This is a genomic window from Candidatus Aminicenantes bacterium, assembly GCA_026393855.1.
GTDB lineage: Bacteria > Acidobacteriota > Aminicenantia > Aminicenantales > UBA4085 > UBA4085.
The window spans coordinates 78382-98556 of the sequence record JAPKZJ010000071.1; the positions used below are offsets into that span (position 1 = coordinate 78382).

The window sequence follows — 20175 nt, forward strand, 5'->3', positions numbered from 1 at the left end:
AGGATGGAAATTAGAATCGAATTTACCACGAACACGGATGGAAGTAAAGACGGCCGTGCGGCCGTCGCCAGCCGATCCGAATCATCCCCCGCCTCCGAGTGGTCCGGTCCGCCGTAAGTAGGTCTGAACCAAATAAAGACCATTAGTTAAAAGGCTTATGCCGCCGACAAAACGCTCCTTGATCATCCCTTTCGGGATGGCCTCGATCTCGGCCCGGATCACATCCAAGGCTTCGCCTACGGCCGCCAGCTCGGCCTGCAGGCGCTCGGCCGCCCCGGCGTCGCCGGAACCGAGCCGAGCGGCAATCAGCTCGCGGACTCGAGCCGGCTGGGCGAAGACCGCATGGTAGAAATCCCGTCCCACGGGATTCAAAGCGCGCACCGCCCGCTCGACGGCGCAGATCCGCACGATCGCGTAGCCGATGCGGACGGCCTCCAGGTCGCGCCCGCCGGCGGAATCGGGATGGGCTTCAAAATAGGCCTTGCCCAGGTCCGTCATGGCGGCCGTATCGAAAGGGAAGTCCCCCTCCAAGCGCCGGACGGCCCGGGCGAAGTCCTCCGGAGCCGGGAAGCGCCGGAAGAGGTCCGCCGGGGTCGGCGTCATCGGAGCCGGGAGAGGCTCGGGCTCAGGACTTGCCCAGCCGCCGCATCACGGCCAGCAGCATGTCAAAGTTGACCGGCTTCTGGAAGACGCCGCTGAAGCCTAGGCTGCCGAAGCCAATATTATCGGTCGTGGCGTCGCCGATCGAGCTGAGCAGAAAGATGGGGACGTCGGGACGATCATGGCGCATGATGCCGGCCGCCTTGGCCCCGGCGTCGAGGTCTTCCATCATCATGTCGCAGAGGACGATGTCGGGCTTCCAGGCCCGAAAGACCGTGACCCCGTCCTTGCCGCTCAAGGCGGCCGCGGTCTGGAAGCCTTCCGCGTCGAGGATGGCCTGGACGGATTCGCAGATGGCCGGGTCGTCGTCTATGATGAGGATTTTCTTGACGGGCATGATGACCTCCGAGGATGATGAAGCCAGGTTATTATAACCCAGGTCCGGCCCTTTCGCCAGAGAGCGCGAGCGGATTGCCGGGCCTGCGGCTCTATGCTAGGATGAGTCCTATCCCAACCCGGAGAGCATCCCATGGCCAAAGACCTCAAAGACAAAATCGTCATCATCACGGGCGCGGCCGGCGGCATCGGTTCGGCCACGGCCCGCCTCCTGGCCGGCCAAGGCGCTGTCCTCGTCCTGACCGATATTAAAAAGGATGAGCTCGAGGCTCTCAGCCGGGAGCTCCAGGCCTCGGGTGCCAAGACCCTTGTCCACGTCCACGATGTCCGCGACCCGGCTTCCTGGCAGACGCTGACCGACCGGGTCGTGGCCGAGCTGGGGGCGATCGACATCCTGATCAACAACGCCGGCGTCGTCCATCCCGGCGCGGCCGAGGAGCTGCCCTTCGAAAAGCTTCAGCAGCAGATCCAAGTCAACCTGATGGGGACGATCAACGGCTGCCGGGCCGCCCTGCGGGTCATGAAGCCCCAGGGCCGGGGCAAGATCGTCAACGTCGCCTCGCTCGGCGGCATCATCCCGATGTCGGGCGAGGCGATTTACAGCGCCACCAAGGCCGCCATCCGATACTACACCCTGTCGCTGGCGGCGGAGCTGCACGGTTCGCCGGTGGACATAGCGGTCGTCTGCCCAGACTCGGTCGAGACGCCCCAATTAGCCTACGAACTGCAGCACGATGACGCCGTGCTGTCGTTCATCGGCACGGCGATGAAGCCGGAGAAGGTCGCCAAGGGCATCCACAGGGCCATCCGCAAGAAAAAGCCCGAGATCCTCGTCCCCGGCGGATTCGGCTCGATCTACCGCCTGGCCATGGCCTTCCCCCGCCTCTACTACATGATCTATCCCTCGCTGAAAAAAATGGGCGGCAAAAACATCCAAAAGAAACGGCAGAAAGCCGCCAAAAAGGACTGAAGCCGGATGGCGGATCGCTCTGGCTTGCGCATCGTCCCCCGCTTCATCGACCGGGGTGCTGTCGGGCTGGTCGACGCGCTGGCCGGGGCCTTCATCAAGCTGGGGTTGACGCCCAATGCCGTCACCCTGCTGGGCCTGTTCGTTTCCTGGAGTGCTGCCTATTTTCTATGGCAAGCCCGGCCGCTTCCGGCCCTCCTCCTAGGCGCGGCCTGCGGCGGCCTGGATATGCTGGACGGCAAGATCGCCGTCCGGACCGATCGCCAGACGCGCTTCGGGGCCCTGCTCGATTCCAGCCTGGACCGTTACGCCGAATTCGCGTTCTATCTGGCCTTGGCCGCCCATTTCCGGGACCGCTGGCCGCTCTGGGCGGCGTTTGCCGCCTTCCTGGGCTCGACCATGGTCAGTTACGTCCGGGCCCGGGCCGAGGGGCTCGGGTTCAAGTGCACCGCGGGCCTGATGCAGCGGGCCGACCGGTTCCTGGTCCTGGGGCTGGCCTGCCTGGCCGCGACCTTTTTTCCGGTCTTCGATCCGGCCATGACAACGGCCCTCGTCCTGATCGCGGCCGTCTCCAACGCCACCGCGATCCAGCGCATCCTTCTCATCCGCCGCCTCGACCGCAAGATTTCCCCGCATTGATACGTTCGCGGCGCCAAACCCCGATTTTCAAATCGGGGTCATAGCGCCGCTCAGTATTAACCCTTCAAATACCCCTGGGCTTCAGCCCGCCCTCATCCGCTTCGCGGCTGAGGACTGCAACCCCGTCGTCGAACCGCCGGGGCGGAAGACGAGCCCGGGGGTATCGAGCGGGTTTATTCGGAATCGATTGATCTCGCGTTAATCATTATCAGGCCTCGATCCCAGCACGGCATTTTTCCCTCAAATTAAGCCGAGGGTCAATCGAAGACTCCCTTGGCATAAGGGACCCAGGCCGGGTAGCCGATCGTCAGCGTAGCCAGGATCGTCCGCCAAGAGGGGGGCTTTCCCGAAGTCAGCTTCAGCCGTTCCGCCCGCCGGGCGTGGGCCCGCAGGGAGAACGGCAGCTCGGCGATGTGGATCGCCTCGATGAGGCCGAAAACGAAGAGCCAAATCGCCGGCGAAAGCCAAATCCCGATCCCGGCTGCGCCGAGGGCCGCCAGCACCAAGGGCGCGGCCGTGACGGCCAGCCCGGCCGCCGCTTGAGCCCGCCAAAGAAACCGGTCCTTGAGGCGGGCCACAAGCACACCGCGCAGCGAGGCGATCGCCGCGTCGTCCTCGAAGTCCCGCAGCTTTTTTTTCTCCCGGCGGTCGACGACCGGCGATTGCGGCCAGGCGATCCAATCGACGTCTTTTTCCGCTTCCGTCAGCGGCCGGGGCTCCACGATTCCCGCATCCAACTGAAAAGGCACATCCAGCCTCTCGCCTTTGCCGATCAGCCGAGATCGAATCCTTCGTATCTTGACGGTGGCCGCCAAGACGGGCAGAAGGTTCTTGTTCCGGACCGAAAGGACGCTGCAGAACGTCCCGGTCATCGAATGAAGGATGGCGTGAGGCGAATTGGCCAGGGGCATGCACCCGGCGGCGTAATAATTCACGGCTCCGGCCAGCTCGCCGCCGCAGGACCCGATCAGGGCCTTCTTGCCGGGCAGGGCCCGGATCGCGGCCTCATCGTAAGCGCGGCCGGATTCGTCGTACCAGTACCGGATCCCGTCCCGGAGCACACCCCGGCCGATGACGACGGCCCCTTCGGATTTGGAGGTATTGAATCCCTCGGCCGCGATCATGGCCAGCCCGAAACGGGTGGACGCCAGGCATCCGCCCGGACAGGCGGACTGTAGGCGATAGGCGATGTCCGGTCCGGGCGCCGCGTCCGCTCCCGGCCGGGTGACGCCGAACAGGAAGCGCAGGCCCGGGAAGCTCTTTTTGACCCGGTCCGAAAACAGGGAGCGATCGGCCGGCCGGAACGGCACGGGGCGAAGATCCCCCAGGACCCGGGCCTTGGCCGGCTCGCCGAAGCCCAATTCGTCGGCGACGCGCATCAGCTCGATTTCGGCCGGGTCAAAGCCCATCAACCAGATCGCTGCGCGGTCGGTCTCGACGGCCTGGTCCCCGGCCACGATCAGGCGGCTGTCCACCGGGTCAACCGGGGCCGGACATTCGCCCTCGCCGCCGACCACACCGTCGATGACCGTCAGGGCGGGCTTGAAAAGGTAAAGCATTTCGACCAGCTTACGGTCGATCGAGAAATGATGGTTGCGCTGGCGCAGGTTGTAGGGAATGACTCCCATGGCGTTCTTGAAGCCCAGGGTGACGCCGGTATAGAGATTGGTTTTGAGCTTGGGGACAGAGACGTAGACCGCTTCGCCGCGCACAACGGGCGAGAACACGCGGGGGATGAGGATCTCCCGCTGAACCCTGGCCTTGGGGAGGATGTAGCGGTCCACGGGCTGCTCCTCCAGGGCCAGGAGTCCGCAGCCCCGCCGGCGGGCCAGGCGATCGATGCCCGCAGCCTTAAATGAGGCCCGGGTCGGAAAACCGCGCCCGGACGATTCCACGATGGTGATCGAAGCCGCCCGCCCGGCCAACCAGAGCACGACGGCGTCAAGGACGCGGGGATCGGTTGTTTCCGGGTAAAAATCGCGGATCATGCCAAGGTGGTTGTAGACGATGACCAGATTGGGCTTGATCAGGACGGGGCGGCCGGCGATCCGGGCCCCGATGCCGCCTTCCGCGTCCAACTTGTCCAGGGCGGCGAAGACGGCGGCTCGAATGGCCGCCGTTTCCGGCCGAGCTTCCCAGGCGGGCGAGCCGTAATCCTTGGCCAGGGCGACGCACTCCTCCGCGTATTTTCCCTCGGGCAATCTTTCCACTACGACAACGGACACGTCAGCTCCTTTCGGCCATAGCCACGCAATCGATCGGACAGGCCTTGGCGCAGAGGGTACAGCCCGTACACGTCTCCGGCCGGGCCAGCTCGGGAAAGACCTTGCCGTAGCGGTCGCGGCCGCCGGCCGTCAGGTCGAGCGAGCTGAACGGGCAGGCCGCGACACAGACGCCGCAGGCCATGCACAGAGCGTAATCAATGATGGGGCGCTTTTTATCCATGGCTTATAGGCCCAGCGCCGCCCGGGATTCGGGCGTGGGCGCGCCGGTTTCCCCGTCCCAGCCGAGGGCCTTCCAGTAGTTGCGGATCATAGCCTCGAGCGGTACGGTCCGGCCGGCCAGCGGCCCTTTTTCGAGCGGCGGGTCGCCCTTCAGGCGGGAAGGGATGATGAAGCTCCGCGGTTCCAGGCCATGCTTGATGTTGAAAAGCTGGCGGAGGGTTTGGATCCGCCGCCCGGCCTCCATATAGTCCACGGGCGTGCGGTTCCAGCCCGTGGCCAGGTTCAGGTAGTCGAAGAGGCGCCAGTGCTGAAGGCCGTTGACCATGGCAAATAGGCACCCGCCGGCGGCGTCGGCCAATTGTTTGAAACAGACGTAGGCAGCGGACTTGGCCGCCTCCTCATCGCTCGGCAAGTATTCGCGGGATTTGGGGTATGGCTTAGTCACGCGGGGAGCCCAGGGGACGAACTCCCAGAGGTGCGAAGGATAGTAGTAGGAGCCGGACGCGATGGTGTGACGGCCCGGCGTCGGGTCGGCTCCGTAAGCCACCCCCATCATCGGATCCATGCGCGAATCGTGCATGGCCGGCTCCTGCCCCCCGACATGGATGGCGAACCGCTCGGCTCCGCGCCCGATCCGCGCGGCCGCCCGCTTGACGCCGTCGGCCAGGACGTCCCCGAAGCCCTCGCGAACCGCCATCATCTCCAGGAGGCGGACGATCTCCCGGGTACGGCCCCAGCCCAGCTCGAGCCCGCCGGTATCCTCCTTGGTCAGGATGCCGTTCTCGAAGCACTCGATGGCGAAGGCGATGGTCATCCCGGCCGAGATCGTGTCCAGCCCGCAACGGTTGCAGATGTCGTTGCAGACATAGATCGAATCCAGATCGGCGTTGCCGAGGAGGCCGGCAAAGGCCGCCACGGTCTCGTACTCGGGCTTGTGGGAATGGCCGGGCCCGTTCGGACCGTCCAGGCGGCTGATGCCGCCGCAGCCGACAACGCACGAATAGCAGTGGTATTTACGGATCTCGCGCCGGAGCATTCGATCGGGATTAAGCTTGCGGTAGCGGCGGCGGCCGAAATCGGCAACGCTGCCGCCCCAGTTCCGGATCGGGGAATCGCCGTTGACGGCGCCGGCGGTGTTGTTGTAGTCGGTGCCCCATTTCTTCAGGATGGCGGCCAGGATCAGACCGTCTACCGGCACGACGAGCTTGAGCCCGAGCGCCCGGCCGAACGTCGGCAAGAGGCGCCCTGTGAAGATCCGGGGCAGATTCAGGCGGCGGACCTTGGCCGCGTACTTCTTCGAGATCGCCTTGACGCCGGCCGGATCGGCGCAGGGGATGGCCCGGGCGCCGGACAAAACGACCGCCTTCAGACGCTTGGACCCCATCACCGCTCCGACTCCAGACCGGGCGGCATAGCGGCCGCCGTCGTTGGAAATTCCAGAGATGAGGGCCAGCTTCTCGGCGGCCGGGCCGATCGCGGCAACGGCGGGCCGCTTCGTGCCGCGGTATTCCTTCATCAATCGCTCTTCGGTTTCAACGGCGTCCAAGCCCCAGAGAGGGCCGGCGTCTTGGAGGCGGGGGCCTTTGACGTCGAGCACGAAGACGACCGGGCGCGGCGAGACACCCTTGAAGAGGATGCCGTCGAATCCCGTCTGCTTGATGGCCGGCGCCAGGGTGCCGCCGCAGTTGGCGTCCCCCCAGCCGCCCGTCAGGGGCGACTTGCAGACGGCCATCCAACGACCGGTCATCACCGAACCGGTCCCGGTCAGCAGGCCGCTCATGAAGCCGAGGATGTTTTGCGGGCCCAGCGGGTCCGCCCCGGCCGGGATCTCGTCATAGAGAAGGCGGGCCGCTAAGCCGACCCCGCCGAGATAGCGCTCGTAAATGTCCTCGCCGATCTTGCGCTCTTCGAATGTCCCCGCCGAGAGATCGACGAAGAGGACCTTGCCCATGCATCCTTTCACGCTTCGTTCTCCTCTCCCGGGCGAGTCGGGCCGGTCATGGGCTCGTCATCCGCCCGAAACCAGGGCCAGAAAGCCCACGGTATCGCCGTCCTCAAGCACCCGGGATAAAGACGCCTTTTCATAGTTGACCAGGCAGAAGAGAACGGTCGCGAATCGGAGCGGCATCCGAAGGGTTTTGAGAAGATCGTTCAGGGTGGCGCCGTCGGGCATCGTCACGAAGCCGGCGTCGTCGATCTTGGTGTGATCGGCGAACCGGGGTGCGTAAACGCGGATACGCATGGACATATTCGCGGTCATCATAGCTTTGATAAGGGGGGAAATTCAAGGCGCCAAGCGCTTCGCCGCGGTTGCGGATCGCGGGTGTCCCGACGTTATAATAGGGAGGGAATGGGAGAGGCGGCATCTACGGGCGAGCCGCCGTCCGGGAGGCGGGACATGCGCAAGCTGGCGAGGTTCGCATGGCTGGCCCTGATGGTCGGTATCGGGGCTTGGGCGGCGGACCAGGAGAAAGTCTTTCCCCTGCCCGAGATCTCTTCGGCCTATGCCGTCAAGGCCTGGAGCGGGCGACTGTACATCTCGGACGCCCGGACCAAGGATGTCCTGGTCTATTCCCTCGCCGACGCCAAGCTCCTGGGCCGGATCGGCAAAGCCGGCCAAGGTCCCGGCGAATTCGATTCGGCCCCCCTGATCGTCCCTTCTGCGGACGGGCTGGCGGCCAAGTCGTTCTCCAAGCTGCTTTTCTTTTCGCCCGAGGGGGTTTTTCGGCGCGAAGCCAAGGGCTTCGGCATCGATTTAATGGTCTCCGGATTCCCCGTCTTCCCGGTCGAGACGGGCTATATCGGGCTCCCATTCGTCAGGGGCGAAGACGGGCAGATGAACGAATGCATCGGCCGCGTCTATGATCAGGACTGGAAACCGATCCGGGATTTCGGGGTCCGATTCCCGAGCCCGACGCCGCCGCCCCCTCCCCCGCCGGGCGCCAAGCGAGGCGGCTCCAAACAGGATGTCCTGTTGATTAAAAACTGCTTCGACGTCGTACTCGCGGGAGGACGCCTCTATCAGGCCGACTCCCGGCTGGGACTGCATCTGACCGTCTTCGACGCGAGCGGACATCAGACCGGCGAGATCCGGGTCCCGGTCCGGCCTCTCGATGTTCCGCGGGCGGAGAAGCAGCGGCTCCTGGCCCATTGGCGGGAAGCGATGATAAAAGTGCTGAACGAATATAACCCCATCGTCCCCGATGCCTATCCCGCCTTCCTCGCTTTTCGCGTGGACGGGAGCGAGATCCATGCCGTCACCCCCGCCAGTAAGAATGGCCGATACGAAATCCTCACTTTCGACGCAGCGGGGAAGATCCTGCGGCGCGGCTTCTTCTTCCCGCTGGAGCCGTCCTGGGGCTACCTCCCCGAAATGAACGGTCATTTCGACATCCTGGACTGCCGGCTTTACGCGGTCGACTACAACGAAGCGGCCGAGCGATACGAGCTCCGGGTGACGCCGCTTCGCTGAGCCGCGGACCGGTCCACGAAAAATCGCAGATGAGCCATTCCGCTTTTGCGCTTGACGAGGGCTGGAGCCAGGATTCGGCCGAGTCAAAAGAGGGATTTGCCCAGGGCGGGACTTGAACCCGCACGGCCTTACGGCCTCGACATTTTAAGTGTCGTGCGTCTGCCATTCCGCCACCCGGGCTTTTTTTCGGCTGCGCTGCGCCGGCTACACCCCATGGCCACTCGGGCATAGCATCCTTAGCGAGAATATTATGATACGGCCATCGTAAAAACAATACTCGTATATTACGTTTACCGTCATATCCCCAAAATTTTTTTCCCCGGGACCGCTTCATTTGAATCCAAAGGCTTGAGATTGACACCGGAAAGAAGAGGGATAATGATGATGCCGAATAAAGGAGTTGGAAGGATGAGACCGGGATACCATCCTCTGATCGGGCCGACCCGGCTGACCCTTTGGGCCCTCTCGATCGGGCTGGGGATCGCATCCTTCGGGGCTCAGAACCCCCAGCCGATCCGCGTTCTCCTGCTCAGCGGCCAGAACAACCACGATTGGAAATCCACGACTCCGCGCTTAAAAGACATCCTCGAGACCGAGGGGATCTTTCGTGTGGACATCACGGAAAATCCCGGCCGACTCACGGCCGGAGCACTCGAAACCTACGATGTCGTCTTGAGCAACTGGAACGCCTTCGGGCTTGACGCCGCCGCCGCGGCCTGGCCGGAGGCGGCGAGGCGCGCCTATCTCGATTTCGTCGAGAAGGGCAAAGGGCATGTCGTCGTCCACGCCGGCAGCTCATCGTTCCCCGGCTGGGATGAATATAGGCGCCTGACCCTGGCCGCATGGAAGGACGGGCAATCCAGTCACGGCCCGCGCCACGAATTTCCCGTCCGCATCGACAATCCAAGGCACCCCGTGACCGAGGGGCTCGAACCGTTCACGATCGGGGACGAGCTTTGGATCCGGCCGGGAATCGCGGGCGGAGCCGAAGTGCTGGCGTCCTCGTACTCGGCTCCGGACAAGACGGGCCCGGGATCGTGGGAGCCGGCTGTTCTCGCCGGCCGGTTTGGCCGGGGCCGCAGCCTGACCATCCTGCTGGGCCACGACGCCGAAGCCATGGAGAATCGGGGCTTCCAAGTCCTGCTGCGACGAGCCGTCGAATGGGCGGCCACCGGACGGGTGGCCCCTCGCCCCGCCGCGCCGGCTTGGCGCTGGGAGAGAGCGGACGGAGAGTCGCTGGCTCTCGCCGGTCCCGCGGGGCCGCTGTGGCGGTTCCGTTACGGAGCCGGGCTCGATACGCCCTACTTCCACCCCCTAAACACTCCCGACGGCCGGACCCTGACTTGGGACCGGCCGCCCGATCACATCTGGCATCACGGACTCTGGTTCGGCTGGAAGTTCATCAACGGCATCAACTTCTGGGAGATCGAGGCCAAGACCGGGCGCCCCGCCGGCCGGACCTCCTGGTCGAACGTCAAGGTTGAGACGCGTCCCGATTTTTCGGCCCGGATCCGCATGGACCTGGCCTACCGGCCCGCAGGCGTAGAGAAGCCCGTTCTGACCGAAGCAAGGACGATCGAGGTCCGTCCGCCCGACGCCGCAGGCGTCTATGCCATGGACTGGACCTGCGAATTCCGGGCCGTTCGGGAGGTCGTCCTCGATCGAACCCCGATCCCGGGCGAGCCGGGCGGCCAGAGCTGGGGCGGCTACGCCGGGTTGTCGCTCCGTTTGAGCGGCACGCTCGCCGAGCGGCAGGCGGTGACGAACGACGGCCCCATCTCCCAAATGACGGAGGACCGCTACCGCGGGCGCCACTCGGCCGTCGATTATTCGGGCCTCCTCGAGGGGAAGCCGGCGGGAGCGGCCATCCTCGACCATCCCCTCAACCCCCGGTCCCCCACGCCCTGGTATATCATCCGCTCGACGGAGATGGGCTTTTTCAGCCCGGCCATCCTCTGCTTCGAGCCGATGCGGCTTCGGCCCGGCCAGGGGCTCGTCCTCCGCTACCGGGTTTTCGTCCACCCCGGCCGTTGGGACGCCGCCCGCCTCAAGGACGAATACGCGAAGCTCTCCAAACCGACGCCCGAATCCAAGTGAAGAGGAGCGAGCCATGAGCGGGACAAAGATCAAGCGAAGGGATTTTCTGAAGTCCGCCGCCGCGATCGCCGCGGCGCCGTCCATCGTGCCCGCGAGCGTGCTCGGCTGGAACGCGCCCAGCAACCGGGTTAACCTGGCCGCGATCGGCGTCGGCAACCGCGGCGCAAGCAACGTTTGGCAGGAATTCGTCGCGACCCAGGCCGACGTGCGCCTCGTGGCCGCCTGCGACTGCTTCGCCGGCCGGAGGGCGGACTTCGCCGCCAAGGCCAACGCCTTCTACGGCGGCAAGGTCTGCGAGGCGGTGGCCGATTGGCGGGAGGTCCTGGCCCGCAAAGACATCGACGGCATCGTCGTCAGCACCCCGGACCACTGGCACGTCCCCATCGCCTATCACGCCGCCCTGGCCAAGAAGGACATGTACGTCGAAAAGCCGCTCGGTGTCGCCATGGCCTGGGCCTGGAAGCTGCGGCAAGCCGCGGCCGCCAGCAAGATCGTCTTCCAATACGGCACCCAACAGCGCTCCTCGGGCGAGTTTACCCGGGCCGTCGAGCTGGTGCGCAACGGTTATATCGGCAGAATCAAGCACATCGACGCCTGGTGCGCCGGAATGCGCTCCGGCGATGGCTATGCGGAGGTCTTCGCCGAGCGATTCAAGGACACCACCCCCCTGCCCGTGCCGGAAGGCCTGGACTACGAGATGTGGATCGGCCCCGCACCGATGAGCCCCTACACCAAGACCCGCTGCACGGAATGGGGCGCTTACCACATCTACGACTACGCCTTGGGCTTCATCGCCGGCTGGGGCGCTCATCCCCTGGACATTGCCCAATGGGGGCTCGGCCTGGACCACGCCAGCCCGGTCTTCTACGAGGGCCGGGGCGAGATTCCGCAGGGGGGCCTGTTCGATACCATCGACAACTGGGACGTGCGCTGCCGCTACGCGAACGGCGTGACCATGCGCTTCATGTGCGACCGGGTGGCCAAGGGCGTCCCGGGCCTGATGGACGATCCCAAGAAGCGCCCGTTCATGGACCACGGCACGACGTTCTGGGGCGAGGGCGGCTGGATCAGCGTCAGCCGGGGGGCGCTCTATGCCGCCCCCAAAGAGCTCCAGACGAAGAGGATCCGCGACGATGAGATGCCCGTCATCCGGAGCAAGAGCCAGGGGCTCAACTTCGTCGAGAGCATCCGATCGCGCCGGCCGACGGTCAATCCGCTCGAGTCCGCCATCCGCTCCGATACGATCAGCCATCTCTCCGACATCGCCATCCGCCTCGGCCGGCCGATCAAGTGGGATCCGGAGAGGGAAAGGATCATCGGCGACGAAGAAGCCGCCCGGCGCCTGGACCGGCCCCTGCGCCGGCCCTGGAGGATGTGAGCCGGCTTTGAAAAGACCGAGGTGGCTTGGGGCGGGCTGCCTGGCGGCCGTCGCTCTCTCCCTCTGCCTCGGATGCGTGGCACCCGTCCGGCGGGCTTACGAAGTCGGCGTCGACGACGCCTACGACCGGATGTTCACGAGGTCAGAAGGGTGGACGGGAGGGGACATCGCTTCGACCGTTCCCCTCTCGGAATCCCTGACCCTATGGCTGTTCGGCGACTCCTGGGTCGGCCGGGTCTTCGAGGATCGCCATGTTCAGGCGGAGATGATCAACAACGCCGTGGCCCTCCAGGCTGGAAAAGGCGCCTCTCCGGACGGCCTACGCTTCTTCTATGGGACCCGGAACGGCAAGCCCGCGGCTCTGTTCACTCCTCCCGACGGCCGCGGCTTCTACTGGCTTTCCCGCGGCGGGATCAGGACCCGGGATGGGCTGTATCTGATCGTCTCCCAAGTCGTCAAGAAAGAGGGAGATTCTTCGGTCTTCGGATTCGAAGCCGTCGGCAATTCGCTGCTATTCATCGACAACCCCCTGGATCCCCCCACCCTCTGGCGGCCGGAAATCCTGGAAATCCCCTTTTTCGAGAGGACGGCCGACGGAGTGGAGATCGACTTCGGGGACCCGCAATTCATCGAAGCCGGCCGGATCTACATCTACGGGGTCGCCTTCGACCGGCCGCGGGGGAATCGCTTCATGCTCCTGGCCAGGGCGCCCGAAAGCCGGCTGAGGGATTTCTCGGCCTGGGAATTCTACGGCGGCGGCCGCTGGGGGAGCGATTTCAAAAAAGCCGAACAGCTCTGCGATCGATTCGGCGCCGAGTTTTCCGTCTCATATGTGCCGGGCATCCGAAAATACGTCGCGATCTATTCGGATCTGGGGATGTCCGACAAGATCATGATGAGGATGGCGCCGGCGCCGGAGGGCCCCTGGAGCGAACAGGAGATGGTTTACCAGACGCCGGATCCGGCCAAGGACAAGGATTATTTCTGCTCTGCGGCAAAGGGCCACGCCGCGCTCTCGGGGCCGGACAACCTGCTCGTCAGCTATGTCTGCAATTCGACCGATTTCTGGAAAATGGCATCCGACGCCCGGATCTACCGGCCGCGGTTCATTCGGATCCTATTCGAATCGCCCTGACGGCGGAAGACGGGAGATTTCCGGCGTCTCTCGGAATTGCCTATCGGGCCGGCGGCGCCGGATCGACGGGCCTCTCGGAAAACGTCACTCGAGTGAAGCGCTCGGGGATGTGGTTGTCGCCGTCGCCGATGCGGCCCCAGGAAAAAGCCGGGCTGACCACGGCCTCGCCGACGGCCAGCTTCCCGAAGCGGCCGAAGAAGATCCGCCACTCGTCGCCGTCCTTGGGAGGGAGGCTGCGGCCGCCGGCCAGGTGGGCCATGCCGGCCCAGGGAAAAGCCAGCTCGACCGTCCAACCCTTGTCCACCGAGCCGTCGTCGTTCAGCCGGCCGTCGACCCGGACCGCCGAGCGCAGGCCGGGAAAATCCCAATCGGTGAAAGCCCAGCGCAGCCCCCGAGGGTGGGTTCCGCGCCAAAACGTCCGGGCGTCGCGGTCATGATTGCCGCCGAAGGTATAGGCGTGTCGGGCAAAAACATCGAACTCCGGAGTCCGGAACTTCTTCAGGTAGGCATCCTGCCAAATGAATAAGACTTCGTAGATCGTATTCTTCGCGTTGATCTCGAACTCGTAATAGCAGTCCCCGCCGTCAATGAACACTTCGACGTCGTTCTCCTGGAAGATAGTCGCGTCGCGCTCCGTCAGCCTGGCTTCGACAAAGGGCTCCTCGATCCAGAACCCAACGTAGAAGGCTTCGTCGTCCCAGAGCGCTGCGGCCCTGGTCTCCATGAATCCCGGTCGGCCGGTGATCATGTCCACGAACCGCGGCGACCGGGGCGCATTCCGCCAGGACGGTTCGTCCAGCTTGCCGTCGACGAGAATGGGGCCGGCGGCGCGGCGGCAGGTGTACCGGGTCATGTCGGAGTCGGTCCAATCGGCGCTCATCGATGTCTCCTTCGGCGATGCCGCGAGATTCTTTTCCGACCGGCCCCCTACTCCACGGTCACGGACTTGGCCAGGTTGCGGGGCTGATCCACGTCGGCGCCGCGCTTGGCCGCGATATAGTAGGCGAAGAGCTGGAGGGGCAGCACCGCCAGAAACGGCACGAGCAGCGGATGGACGGCGGGAATCCGGAGGGTTACGTCGACCAAATCGGCGATCCGTTCGTCGTCCTCGGTGGCCACGGCCAGGACGCAGCCCGAGCGGGCTTTGATCTCGGCGATGTTGCTGAGCGTCTTCTCGTAGACGCGATCCTTTGGGACGATGGCCATAGTCGGCATCTTCTCGTCGATCAGGGCAATCGGCCCGTGCTTCATCTCCCCGCCCGCGTAAGCCTCGGCGTGGATGTAGGAGATCTCCTTGAGCTTGAGAGCCCCCTCCATGGCCACGGGAAAATTGACCCAACGGCCCAGGAAGAGGAAGTGGCTGAATCCGGCGAAGCGGGCGGCCAAGTCCTCGACTTCGCGGGCCCGGGCCAGAGCGCGCTCCATCTTGTGCGGCAGGCGGTGCAGCTCTTCGATCAGGGCGACTCGCGACTCCCGGTCCAGGCTGCCGCGGACCTGCCCCAGGTGCAGGGCGATCAGGGCCAAGGCGGTCAGCTGGGCCGTGAACGTCTTGGTCGCCGCAACCCCGATTTCCGGTCCGGCATGAGTGTAGAGGACGCCGTGGGCTTCGCGGGCGATCGAGGAGCTGACGGCGTTGGTGACGGCCAGGACGGTTGCGGCCCGGTCCTTGGAGGCCCGCAGAGCGGCCAGGGTGTCCGCCGTCTCCCCCGACTGGGAGATGACGACGACCAGGGTGTCCTTGTCCAGGATGAAATCCCGATAGCGGTATTCCGAAGCAAACTCGACGTCCGTGGGGACGCGGGCCAGCGACTCCATCAGATACTTGCCGACCAGGCCGGCGTGATAGGACGTGCCGCAGGCGATGATAACCGCCTTGCGGACGCTCGTCCAGACCGCGGCCGGGATGCCGATCTCATCCAGCTTGACCTCGCCCGCGTCCAGGGAGGTCCGGCCGGCCAAGGTGTCCCGCACGACTTCGGGCTGTTCGAAGATCTCCTTGAGCATAAAATGCTTGAAGCCCCGTTTCTCGATCATCATCGGGTTCCAGGCCAGGACCTCGACCTTCTTCTCCAGCGGGCGGCCGGAAAAATCGGTGAACCGGGCCCCGCCGGCGTCGAGCACGGCCATTTCACCGTCCTCCAGAAAGACGATCCGCGGGGTGTAGGCCAGGATCGGGTTGATGTCCGAGGAGAGGAACGTTTCTCCGTCGCCCAGCCCGACGACGGCCGGCGGACCGATCTTGGCGGCCACGATCCGGCCGGGGTCCTTGGCCGCGATCGCGGCCACAGCGAAGGCCCCTTCCAGCCGGGCGATGGCGGCGCGGAAGGCTTCCTCCAGGTTTCCCCGGAAGTGCTTTTCGATCAGATGGACGATGACCTCGGTGTCGGTCTCGGTCTTGAAGACGTGTCCCTCCGCCTTGAGCTCGGCCTTGAGGGCCAGATAGTTCTCGATGATGCCGTTATGGACGATAACGATCTCGCCCGTGCAGTCGCGATGGGGGTGGGCGTTCTCTTCGCTCGGCCGGCCGTGCGTCGCCCAGCGGGTGTGACCGATGCCGTAGGCGCCCCGCAGCGGTTCCCGGGCCAGCGATTCCTCCAGGACCGAAATCTTTCCCTGGACGCGCCGGACCTTGATTTCGCCGTCTGCGACGACCGCGACGCCGGCCGAGTCATAGCCGCGGTATTCGAGCTTCTTTAACCCCTCGATGATGAGCGGGACGACGTCCCGCGGACCGACGTATCCGATGATCCCGCACATGCTCCCCCCTCATTTTCGCCGGGTTCATTTCCCGGCATCGGTTTTGGCCCGCTCGTTCTGCTCGCGACGCCGCCGGGCCCAGCCGTCCTTGACCGTCTGCCGGCCGCGGGCGATGGCCAGCGCTTCGGCCGGGACATCCTCGACGATGACCGAGCCTGCCGCCACATAAGCGCCGCGGCCGATCCGGACGGGCGCCACCAGCTCCGAGCCCGAGCCGATAAAGGCGCCGGCTTCAATGACCGTTCGGTTCTTGCGGACCCCGTCATAATTGCAGGTGATGGTCCCCGCTCCGATGTTGACGCCCTCCCCGACCTCGCTGTCGCCCAGGTAGGAGAGATGCCCGGCCTTGGCCCCGGGGCCGAAATCCGACTTCTTCATCTCGACGAAATTCCCGACATGGGCCCCGGCCCGCAGGACGGTGCCGGCCCGCAGCCGGGCGAACGGCCCGATCGAGACGCGGTCTTCAAGGACGGCGTCGTCGATCACAGTCGAGGCCGAAACGGCGACATCGTCGCCGATGACCGCGTTCCGGATATGGCACCCCGGCCCGATCCGGGTCCAGGCGCCGATCGTCGTCGCCCCCTCGAGGACGCAGAACGGGTTCACGATCGAGTCGGGCCCGATCCGGACGCCGAGGTCGATCCAGGCCGTGGCGGGGTCGATGATCGTGACCCCGGCTTCGGCCAAACGGAGGTTCGTCCGGTCCCGCAGGGCCGCCCGGATGCGAGCGGCGTCGGCCCTGGTGGCAAGGGGGATGATCTCTTCGGGTCCGGGTGTCGCGAAGGCTTCCACCCGCTCGCCGCGCTGGGAGAGAGTTTCCGCCGCCGCCTGCCAGTCGCGTTCGCCGGGCGCGCCGCCCCTTCGGCCGGACCGCAAGGCCCCGAACAGAAGGCCGGCCCGGGCGCAGCCGACCCCGGTGCCGATCTCGGTCACGGCCAGGGCGGCGCCGGCGACCTCGCTTTCGGGCACGATCCGCAGCGCCCCTTCATCACCCCTTAGGACGCGCCCAAAACCGCGAGGGTCGGCCACAACGGCGCTGAGGATCGTCAGGGAAGCCCGGCGTTTGCGGTGGAATTTCAACAGCTCGGCCAGCGTTTCGGGGCGGAGCAGCGGGTAGACCGTCGGGAGGATCAGGAGATCGCTTTCGGTTTCGCCGGCCAAGGCGGCGCGGGCCGCAGCGACGGCACCGGCCGTTCCGTCCGGATCGGCTTGCACGACGTCCGCGGCTCCCGCCTCCCGGGCCGCCCGAGCCGTGGCCTCGTCGCCGCGGTCGCAGACGACGATCAGGCGGGTCGCGCCGGCGCCGCGGGCCGCGTCCAGGGCCAGCGCGAGAGGGGTATTCCCGAGCAAGGGATGGAGGGATTTGGGAGTTGCAGATCGGTACCGCGTCCCCTTCCCCCCGGCTAAAACAATTGCGGTCAGCCGCGTTCTCATGCCATGCGCGTCAGTAGCTTAAAGCGCTTGTCCTCCCACAGAGGCTCGAAATCGTGCTCGTTCTGGGCCATGATCTTGTAGGCTTTATCCGCCAGGATGGCTTTCTTCAGGAATTCGAGGCCTTCGTCAAGCTTGCCCATGGCGGTCAGGAGGGCCGCGTTCAGATAAGGAACGATGGCGGCATCGGGATCGAGCTTGGCCGCCTTATCGAGCATCTTCTGGGCTTCCTCAAACTCGCCCCGATTCATCCGGTAGACGCCGTGGTGGCAGAAGTCCGAGAAGGTCTTGGGTGTCGGCAATTCCCGGGGCTCCCGCAGCTTCTCCTCGCAGATGGCCAGGTAGGTCCGGGCCCGATCGGCGAACTCGCGCTCCGAGGCGTGCTTCTCCAAAAGGGAGCGGAGCAGTTCCGCCGCTTTCTCGAAACGGCCCTTGCGGAATTCCTTCAGAGCCTCGGAATAAGCGGCCAGCGCCTTCTGGTATTCGTCCTTTTTTGTCCGTTCGTCTTTCACTAATGCACTCCCAACACGAAGATGGGTCGTATTTTACACAAGCCGGGGTAATAAGTCCAATATAGGGCTCAGGGGATTCCCTTGGAGGTGGACCCTTTATCCGGGTCCCCCTCCAACGTTCCGTCCCGGTCTCCGACCGGGCCGTCTCTGCCTCCCCCCCAAGGAGCCTTCTCCATTCGGCTTCCATCGTATCGTGAGCAGCGGTCAGAAACAAAGTCGGATCGGGACCCTTCCTGTTTGGCTAAGCGTTCAATTTTATGTGTTTGGGAGAGGTTTGCCCCCTTTTGCTCAAGAGGAGTTCGGAATAAACCCGCTCGATACCCCGGGCTCGGCTTCCGCCCCGGCGGTTCGACGACGGGGTTGCAGTCCTCAGCCGCGAAGCGGATGAGGGCGGGCTGAAGCCAGGGGTATTAACAGGGTTAATCCTGAGCGGCGCTTATGACCCCGATTTAAAAATCGGGGTTTCAGCGCCGCGAACGTATGAATCCGAAAAATTCAATTATTCAAACGGTTCCCAGCAGTCCGGTCGATTTAGAAGCGCTTTGACGGCTTCAAGGTGGAGCCGGTGGCCGGCCCGGAAGGCGGACGCTCGGCCGAGGAACGGGCGGCCGAGCAGGGCCAGATCGCCCGCAAGATCCAGCAGCTTGTGGCGGACGAACTCGTCCGGAAACCGCAGCGGCGGGTTGACGACGCCCGCTTCATCCAGGGCCACGGTGTTGGCCAGCGAAGCGCCCAGAGCCAAGCCCCGGGCGTGCAGCGATTCGACATCTTTCAGAAAGCCGAAAGTCCTGGCAGGCGCGATCTCGGCCGCAAAGGCCTCCGGCGTCAGAGGCCGCTCCAGGCGGGACGTCCCGATCGCGGGATGCTCGTATACGATCGTATAGTCGAGGACGGCTGGGCCGTCCCCGGGGATCGGGTCCAACCGAACCCAGGCCCCGCTGTCTTCCAGGACCAGAGGCCTGACGATCCGCATCCCGGCGGCGGGGCGATCCAGCTCCCGCAGGCCGGCCTCTTCGATCGCCCGAACAAAAGGCAGGGCGCTGCCGTCCATGATCGGCATCTCGTCGGCGTCCACGGCCAGAATCACGCTGAACACCCCATAGGATTGCAAGGCGGCCAGGAGATGCTCCACGGTCCTGACCGTGAACCGCTCGCCGACCAGGGCCGTGCTGTTGCGGGATTCGACGCGGTCCAAAGCCAGCCCCATCTCCGCGCCGCCCAGGTCGGGCCGGCGGAAGATGATCGTCCCCCCATCCGAAGGGAGGATCCGAAGGCTGACCGGTTTCCCGGAGTGGACGCCCAGGCCGGAGACATCGGCCGGGCGGCGGAGGGTTCTCTGGGCGGGCATGCGGCTATTCTATGGGGACGGAGCGTTCCGGTCAAATCCGCGGCGGGTTTCGGCCGTATGGGCCTCTCGTGGTAGAATCCCGACATGAAGAGCCAGCTCGAAGCCATCCTGGAACGGGTCCGCAAAGGGACCCTCACGCCCCACGACGCCATGGGCGTCCTGAAGGACTACCCCTACGAGGATTTGGATTTCGCCAAGATCGACCACCACCGGGAGCTCCGCAAGGGCTTTCCCGAGGTCATCTATGGTCTGGGCAAGACGGACAATCAGATCGTGCGCATCGCCAAGGCCATCTTGGCCAAAGGGTGCAGCCTCCTCGTCACCCGGATCGAAGCCGCCTCCTTCGCCAAGCTGAAACGGGCCGTTCCCAAGGCCGCCTACAACGCCGACGGGAAGATCGCGTTTCTCCGCCAAAGGCCGCCGCTTCCCGGCAAGGGCCGGGTCTTCATCCTGACCGCCGGAACTTCGGACATGGCCGTAGCCGAAGAAGCCCGCGTCACCTGTGAGATGCTCGGCAACAAGGTCGAACGGGCCTACGATGTCGGCGTCGCCGGCCTCCACCGCCTTCTGGGCGAATACAAGCGGATTAAGGAAGCCCGGGTCATCATCACCTGCGCCGGGATGGAAGGGGCGCTGCCCAGCGTCGTCGCGGGGCTTTTCTCCGTCCCCATCATCGCCGTCCCGACGAGCGTCGGCTACGGGGCCAGCTTCAAGGGCGTCGCCGCCCTGCTGGCCATGCTCAACTCCTGCCCGGGCGGAGTGGGGGTCGTCAATATCGACAACGGCTTCGGAGCGGCCTACTTGGCCAGTTTGATCAATCACCTCTGAAACGGGATCGATCCCAGTCAAGGATTCAGAACACACTGGTAATTTATTCCATATCAATAACTTAACAATTTTCGACAGAAAAGGACCGATCCGCAGGCCTGAAATAGGGTCAATTTATCCGCCTAAGCCGATGTTTTTCTTGACTTTGAGTGGATCGGACCCTATATTGAG

The 20175-nt window shown here is 64.9% G+C and carries 18 protein-coding genes and 1 tRNA gene; 7 read left to right on the plus strand and 12 right to left on the minus strand.

Features of this window, described 5'->3' with window-relative positions; genetic code table 11:
• Positions 1 to 81 precede the first annotated feature (81 nt).
• Positions 82 to 603 carry a hypothetical protein gene (locus NTZ26_08545; GenBank protein ID MCX6560552.1) on the minus strand — a complete coding sequence of 174 codons (522 nt, stop codon included), beginning with the start codon at positions 601 to 603 and terminating at the stop codon, positions 82 to 84.
• A gap of 22 nt (positions 604 to 625) precedes the next feature.
• Positions 626 to 997, minus strand: coding sequence for a response regulator (locus NTZ26_08550; GenBank protein MCX6560553.1), 372 nt, complete (start codon positions 995 to 997; stop codon positions 626 to 628).
• 132 nt (positions 998 to 1129) lie between these two features.
• Here NTZ26_08550 and NTZ26_08555 point away from each other — a divergent pair, with 132 nt between their 5' ends.
• Together NTZ26_08555 and NTZ26_08560 are read left to right on the plus strand one after the other, a co-directional pair.
• Entirely contained in the window at positions 1130 to 1966 is an 837-nt protein-coding gene (locus tag NTZ26_08555) for an SDR family NAD(P)-dependent oxidoreductase (protein ID MCX6560554.1), read from the plus strand.
• A gap of 6 nt (positions 1967 to 1972) precedes the next feature.
• A complete protein-coding gene (locus NTZ26_08560) occupies positions 1973 to 2602 on the plus strand; it encodes a CDP-alcohol phosphatidyltransferase family protein (GenBank protein MCX6560555.1) in 630 nt (209 codons plus the stop codon).
• Between the two features lie 257 nt (positions 2603 to 2859).
• Here NTZ26_08560 and NTZ26_08565 read toward each other — a convergent pair whose 3' ends face one another.
• The 4 genes from NTZ26_08565 to NTZ26_08580 are packed head-to-tail and all read right to left on the minus strand — an operon-like array spanning position 2860 to position 7288.
• Complete coding sequence (locus tag NTZ26_08565) at positions 2860 to 4827, minus strand: DUF362 domain-containing protein (GenBank protein ID MCX6560556.1); 1968 nt, start codon at positions 4825 to 4827, stop codon at positions 2860 to 2862.
• 1 nt (position 4828) lies between these two features.
• Positions 4829 to 5047: a 4Fe-4S binding protein gene (locus NTZ26_08570; protein ID MCX6560557.1), complete on the minus strand. Its 219-nt coding sequence runs from the start codon at positions 5045 to 5047 to the stop codon at positions 4829 to 4831.
• Between the two features lie 3 nt (positions 5048 to 5050).
• A complete protein-coding gene (locus NTZ26_08575) occupies positions 5051 to 7009 on the minus strand; it encodes an aldehyde ferredoxin oxidoreductase family protein (protein ID MCX6560558.1) in 1959 nt (652 codons plus the stop codon).
• Positions 7010 to 7054: 45 nt separating this feature from the next.
• Positions 7055 to 7288 carry a MoaD/ThiS family protein gene (locus tag NTZ26_08580; protein ID MCX6560559.1) on the minus strand — a complete coding sequence of 78 codons (234 nt, stop codon included), beginning with the start codon at positions 7286 to 7288 and terminating at the stop codon, positions 7055 to 7057.
• A gap of 156 nt (positions 7289 to 7444) precedes the next feature.
• On the opposite strand from NTZ26_08580, the gene NTZ26_08585 reads away from it, so the two are divergent.
• Positions 7445 to 8518, plus strand: coding sequence for a 6-bladed beta-propeller (locus NTZ26_08585; GenBank protein MCX6560560.1), 1074 nt, complete (start codon positions 7445 to 7447; stop codon positions 8516 to 8518).
• 97 nt (positions 8519 to 8615) lie between these two features.
• On the opposite strand, the gene NTZ26_08590 is transcribed toward NTZ26_08585, so the two are convergent.
• A tRNA-Leu gene (locus NTZ26_08590) sits at positions 8616 to 8698 on the minus strand.
• A 228-nt stretch (positions 8699 to 8926) separates the two neighbouring features.
• Between NTZ26_08590 and NTZ26_08595 the strand changes: the two genes are divergently transcribed.
• From NTZ26_08595 to NTZ26_08605, 3 genes are read left to right on the plus strand one after another with little or no spacing between them, the layout of a single operon-like run.
• A complete protein-coding gene (locus NTZ26_08595) occupies positions 8927 to 10615 on the plus strand; it encodes a PmoA family protein (protein ID MCX6560561.1) in 1689 nt (562 codons plus the stop codon).
• A 13-nt stretch (positions 10616 to 10628) separates the two neighbouring features.
• Entirely contained in the window at positions 10629 to 11993 is a 1365-nt protein-coding gene (locus NTZ26_08600; protein MCX6560562.1) for a Gfo/Idh/MocA family oxidoreductase, read from the plus strand.
• Positions 11994 to 12000: 7 nt separating this feature from the next.
• The gene (locus NTZ26_08605; protein MCX6560563.1) at positions 12001 to 13128 is read left to right on the plus strand and encodes a DUF4185 domain-containing protein; all 1128 of its coding nucleotides are present in this window, start codon (positions 12001 to 12003) and stop codon (positions 13126 to 13128) included.
• Between the two features lie 40 nt (positions 13129 to 13168).
• Here NTZ26_08605 and NTZ26_08610 read toward each other — a convergent pair whose 3' ends face one another.
• From NTZ26_08610 to lpxC, 5 genes are all read right to left on the minus strand, one after another.
• Complete coding sequence (locus NTZ26_08610; GenBank protein ID MCX6560564.1) at positions 13169 to 14008, minus strand: carbohydrate-binding family 9-like protein; 840 nt, start codon at positions 14006 to 14008, stop codon at positions 13169 to 13171.
• A 47-nt stretch (positions 14009 to 14055) separates the two neighbouring features.
• Positions 14056 to 15885 (minus strand): glutamine--fructose-6-phosphate transaminase (isomerizing), encoded by a 1830-nt coding sequence (glmS, locus tag NTZ26_08615; protein MCX6560565.1) that lies wholly within the window; start codon positions 15883 to 15885, stop codon positions 14056 to 14058.
• Between the two features lie 24 nt (positions 15886 to 15909).
• A complete protein-coding gene (glmU, locus tag NTZ26_08620) occupies positions 15910 to 17319 on the minus strand; it encodes a bifunctional UDP-N-acetylglucosamine diphosphorylase/glucosamine-1-phosphate N-acetyltransferase GlmU (protein MCX6560566.1) in 1410 nt (469 codons plus the stop codon).
• Positions 17316 to 17828 carry a tetratricopeptide repeat protein gene (locus NTZ26_08625; protein MCX6560567.1) on the minus strand — a complete coding sequence of 171 codons (513 nt, stop codon included), beginning with the start codon at positions 17826 to 17828 and terminating at the stop codon, positions 17316 to 17318. Before NTZ26_08625 ends, glmU begins: the two co-directional genes overlap by 4 nt.
• Positions 17829 to 18327: 499 nt before the next feature.
• Entirely contained in the window at positions 18328 to 19176 is an 849-nt protein-coding gene (lpxC, locus tag NTZ26_08630) for a UDP-3-O-acyl-N-acetylglucosamine deacetylase (protein MCX6560568.1), read from the minus strand.
• Positions 19177 to 19260: 84 nt separating this feature from the next.
• Between lpxC and larB the strand changes: the two genes are divergently transcribed.
• Positions 19261 to 20004, plus strand: a complete 744-nt coding sequence (larB, locus tag NTZ26_08635) for a nickel pincer cofactor biosynthesis protein LarB (protein ID MCX6560569.1) — start codon at positions 19261 to 19263, stop codon at positions 20002 to 20004.
• Positions 20005 to 20175: the final 171 nt, after the last annotated feature.

Coding starts and splice junctions, on each gene's coding strand:
- NTZ26_08585 (MCX6560560.1), top strand. CDS start 7,445: ATGCGCAAGCTGGCGAGGTTCGCATGGCTGGCCCTGATGGTCGGTATC.
- NTZ26_08560 (MCX6560555.1), top strand. CDS start 1,973: ATGGCGGATCGCTCTGGCTTGCGCATCGTCCCCCGCTTCATCGACCGG.
- NTZ26_08600 (MCX6560562.1), top strand. CDS start 10,629: ATGAGCGGGACAAAGATCAAGCGAAGGGATTTTCTGAAGTCCGCCGCC.
- NTZ26_08570 (MCX6560557.1), bottom strand. CDS start 5,047: ATGGATAAAAAGCGCCCCATCATTGATTACGCTCTGTGCATGGCCTGC.
- NTZ26_08610 (MCX6560564.1), bottom strand. CDS start 14,008: ATGAGCGCCGATTGGACCGACTCCGACATGACCCGGTACACCTGCCGC.
- NTZ26_08580 (MCX6560559.1), bottom strand. CDS start 7,288: ATGCGTATCCGCGTTTACGCACCCCGGTTCGCCGATCACACCAAGATC.
- NTZ26_08595 (MCX6560561.1), top strand. CDS start 8,927: ATGAGACCGGGATACCATCCTCTGATCGGGCCGACCCGGCTGACCCTT.
- glmU (MCX6560566.1), bottom strand. CDS start 17,319: ATGAGAACGCGGCTGACCGCAATTGTTTTAGCCGGGGGGAAGGGGACG.
- NTZ26_08555 (MCX6560554.1), top strand. CDS start 1,130: ATGGCCAAAGACCTCAAAGACAAAATCGTCATCATCACGGGCGCGGCC.
- lpxC (MCX6560568.1), bottom strand. CDS start 19,176: ATGCCCGCCCAGAGAACCCTCCGCCGCCCGGCCGATGTCTCCGGCCTG.
- larB (MCX6560569.1), top strand. CDS start 19,261: ATGAAGAGCCAGCTCGAAGCCATCCTGGAACGGGTCCGCAAAGGGACC.
- NTZ26_08545 (MCX6560552.1), bottom strand. CDS start 603: ATGACGCCGACCCCGGCGGACCTCTTCCGGCGCTTCCCGGCTCCGGAG.
- glmS (MCX6560565.1), bottom strand. CDS start 15,885: ATGTGCGGGATCATCGGATACGTCGGTCCGCGGGACGTCGTCCCGCTC.
- NTZ26_08550 (MCX6560553.1), bottom strand. CDS start 997: ATGCCCGTCAAGAAAATCCTCATCATAGACGACGACCCGGCCATCTGC.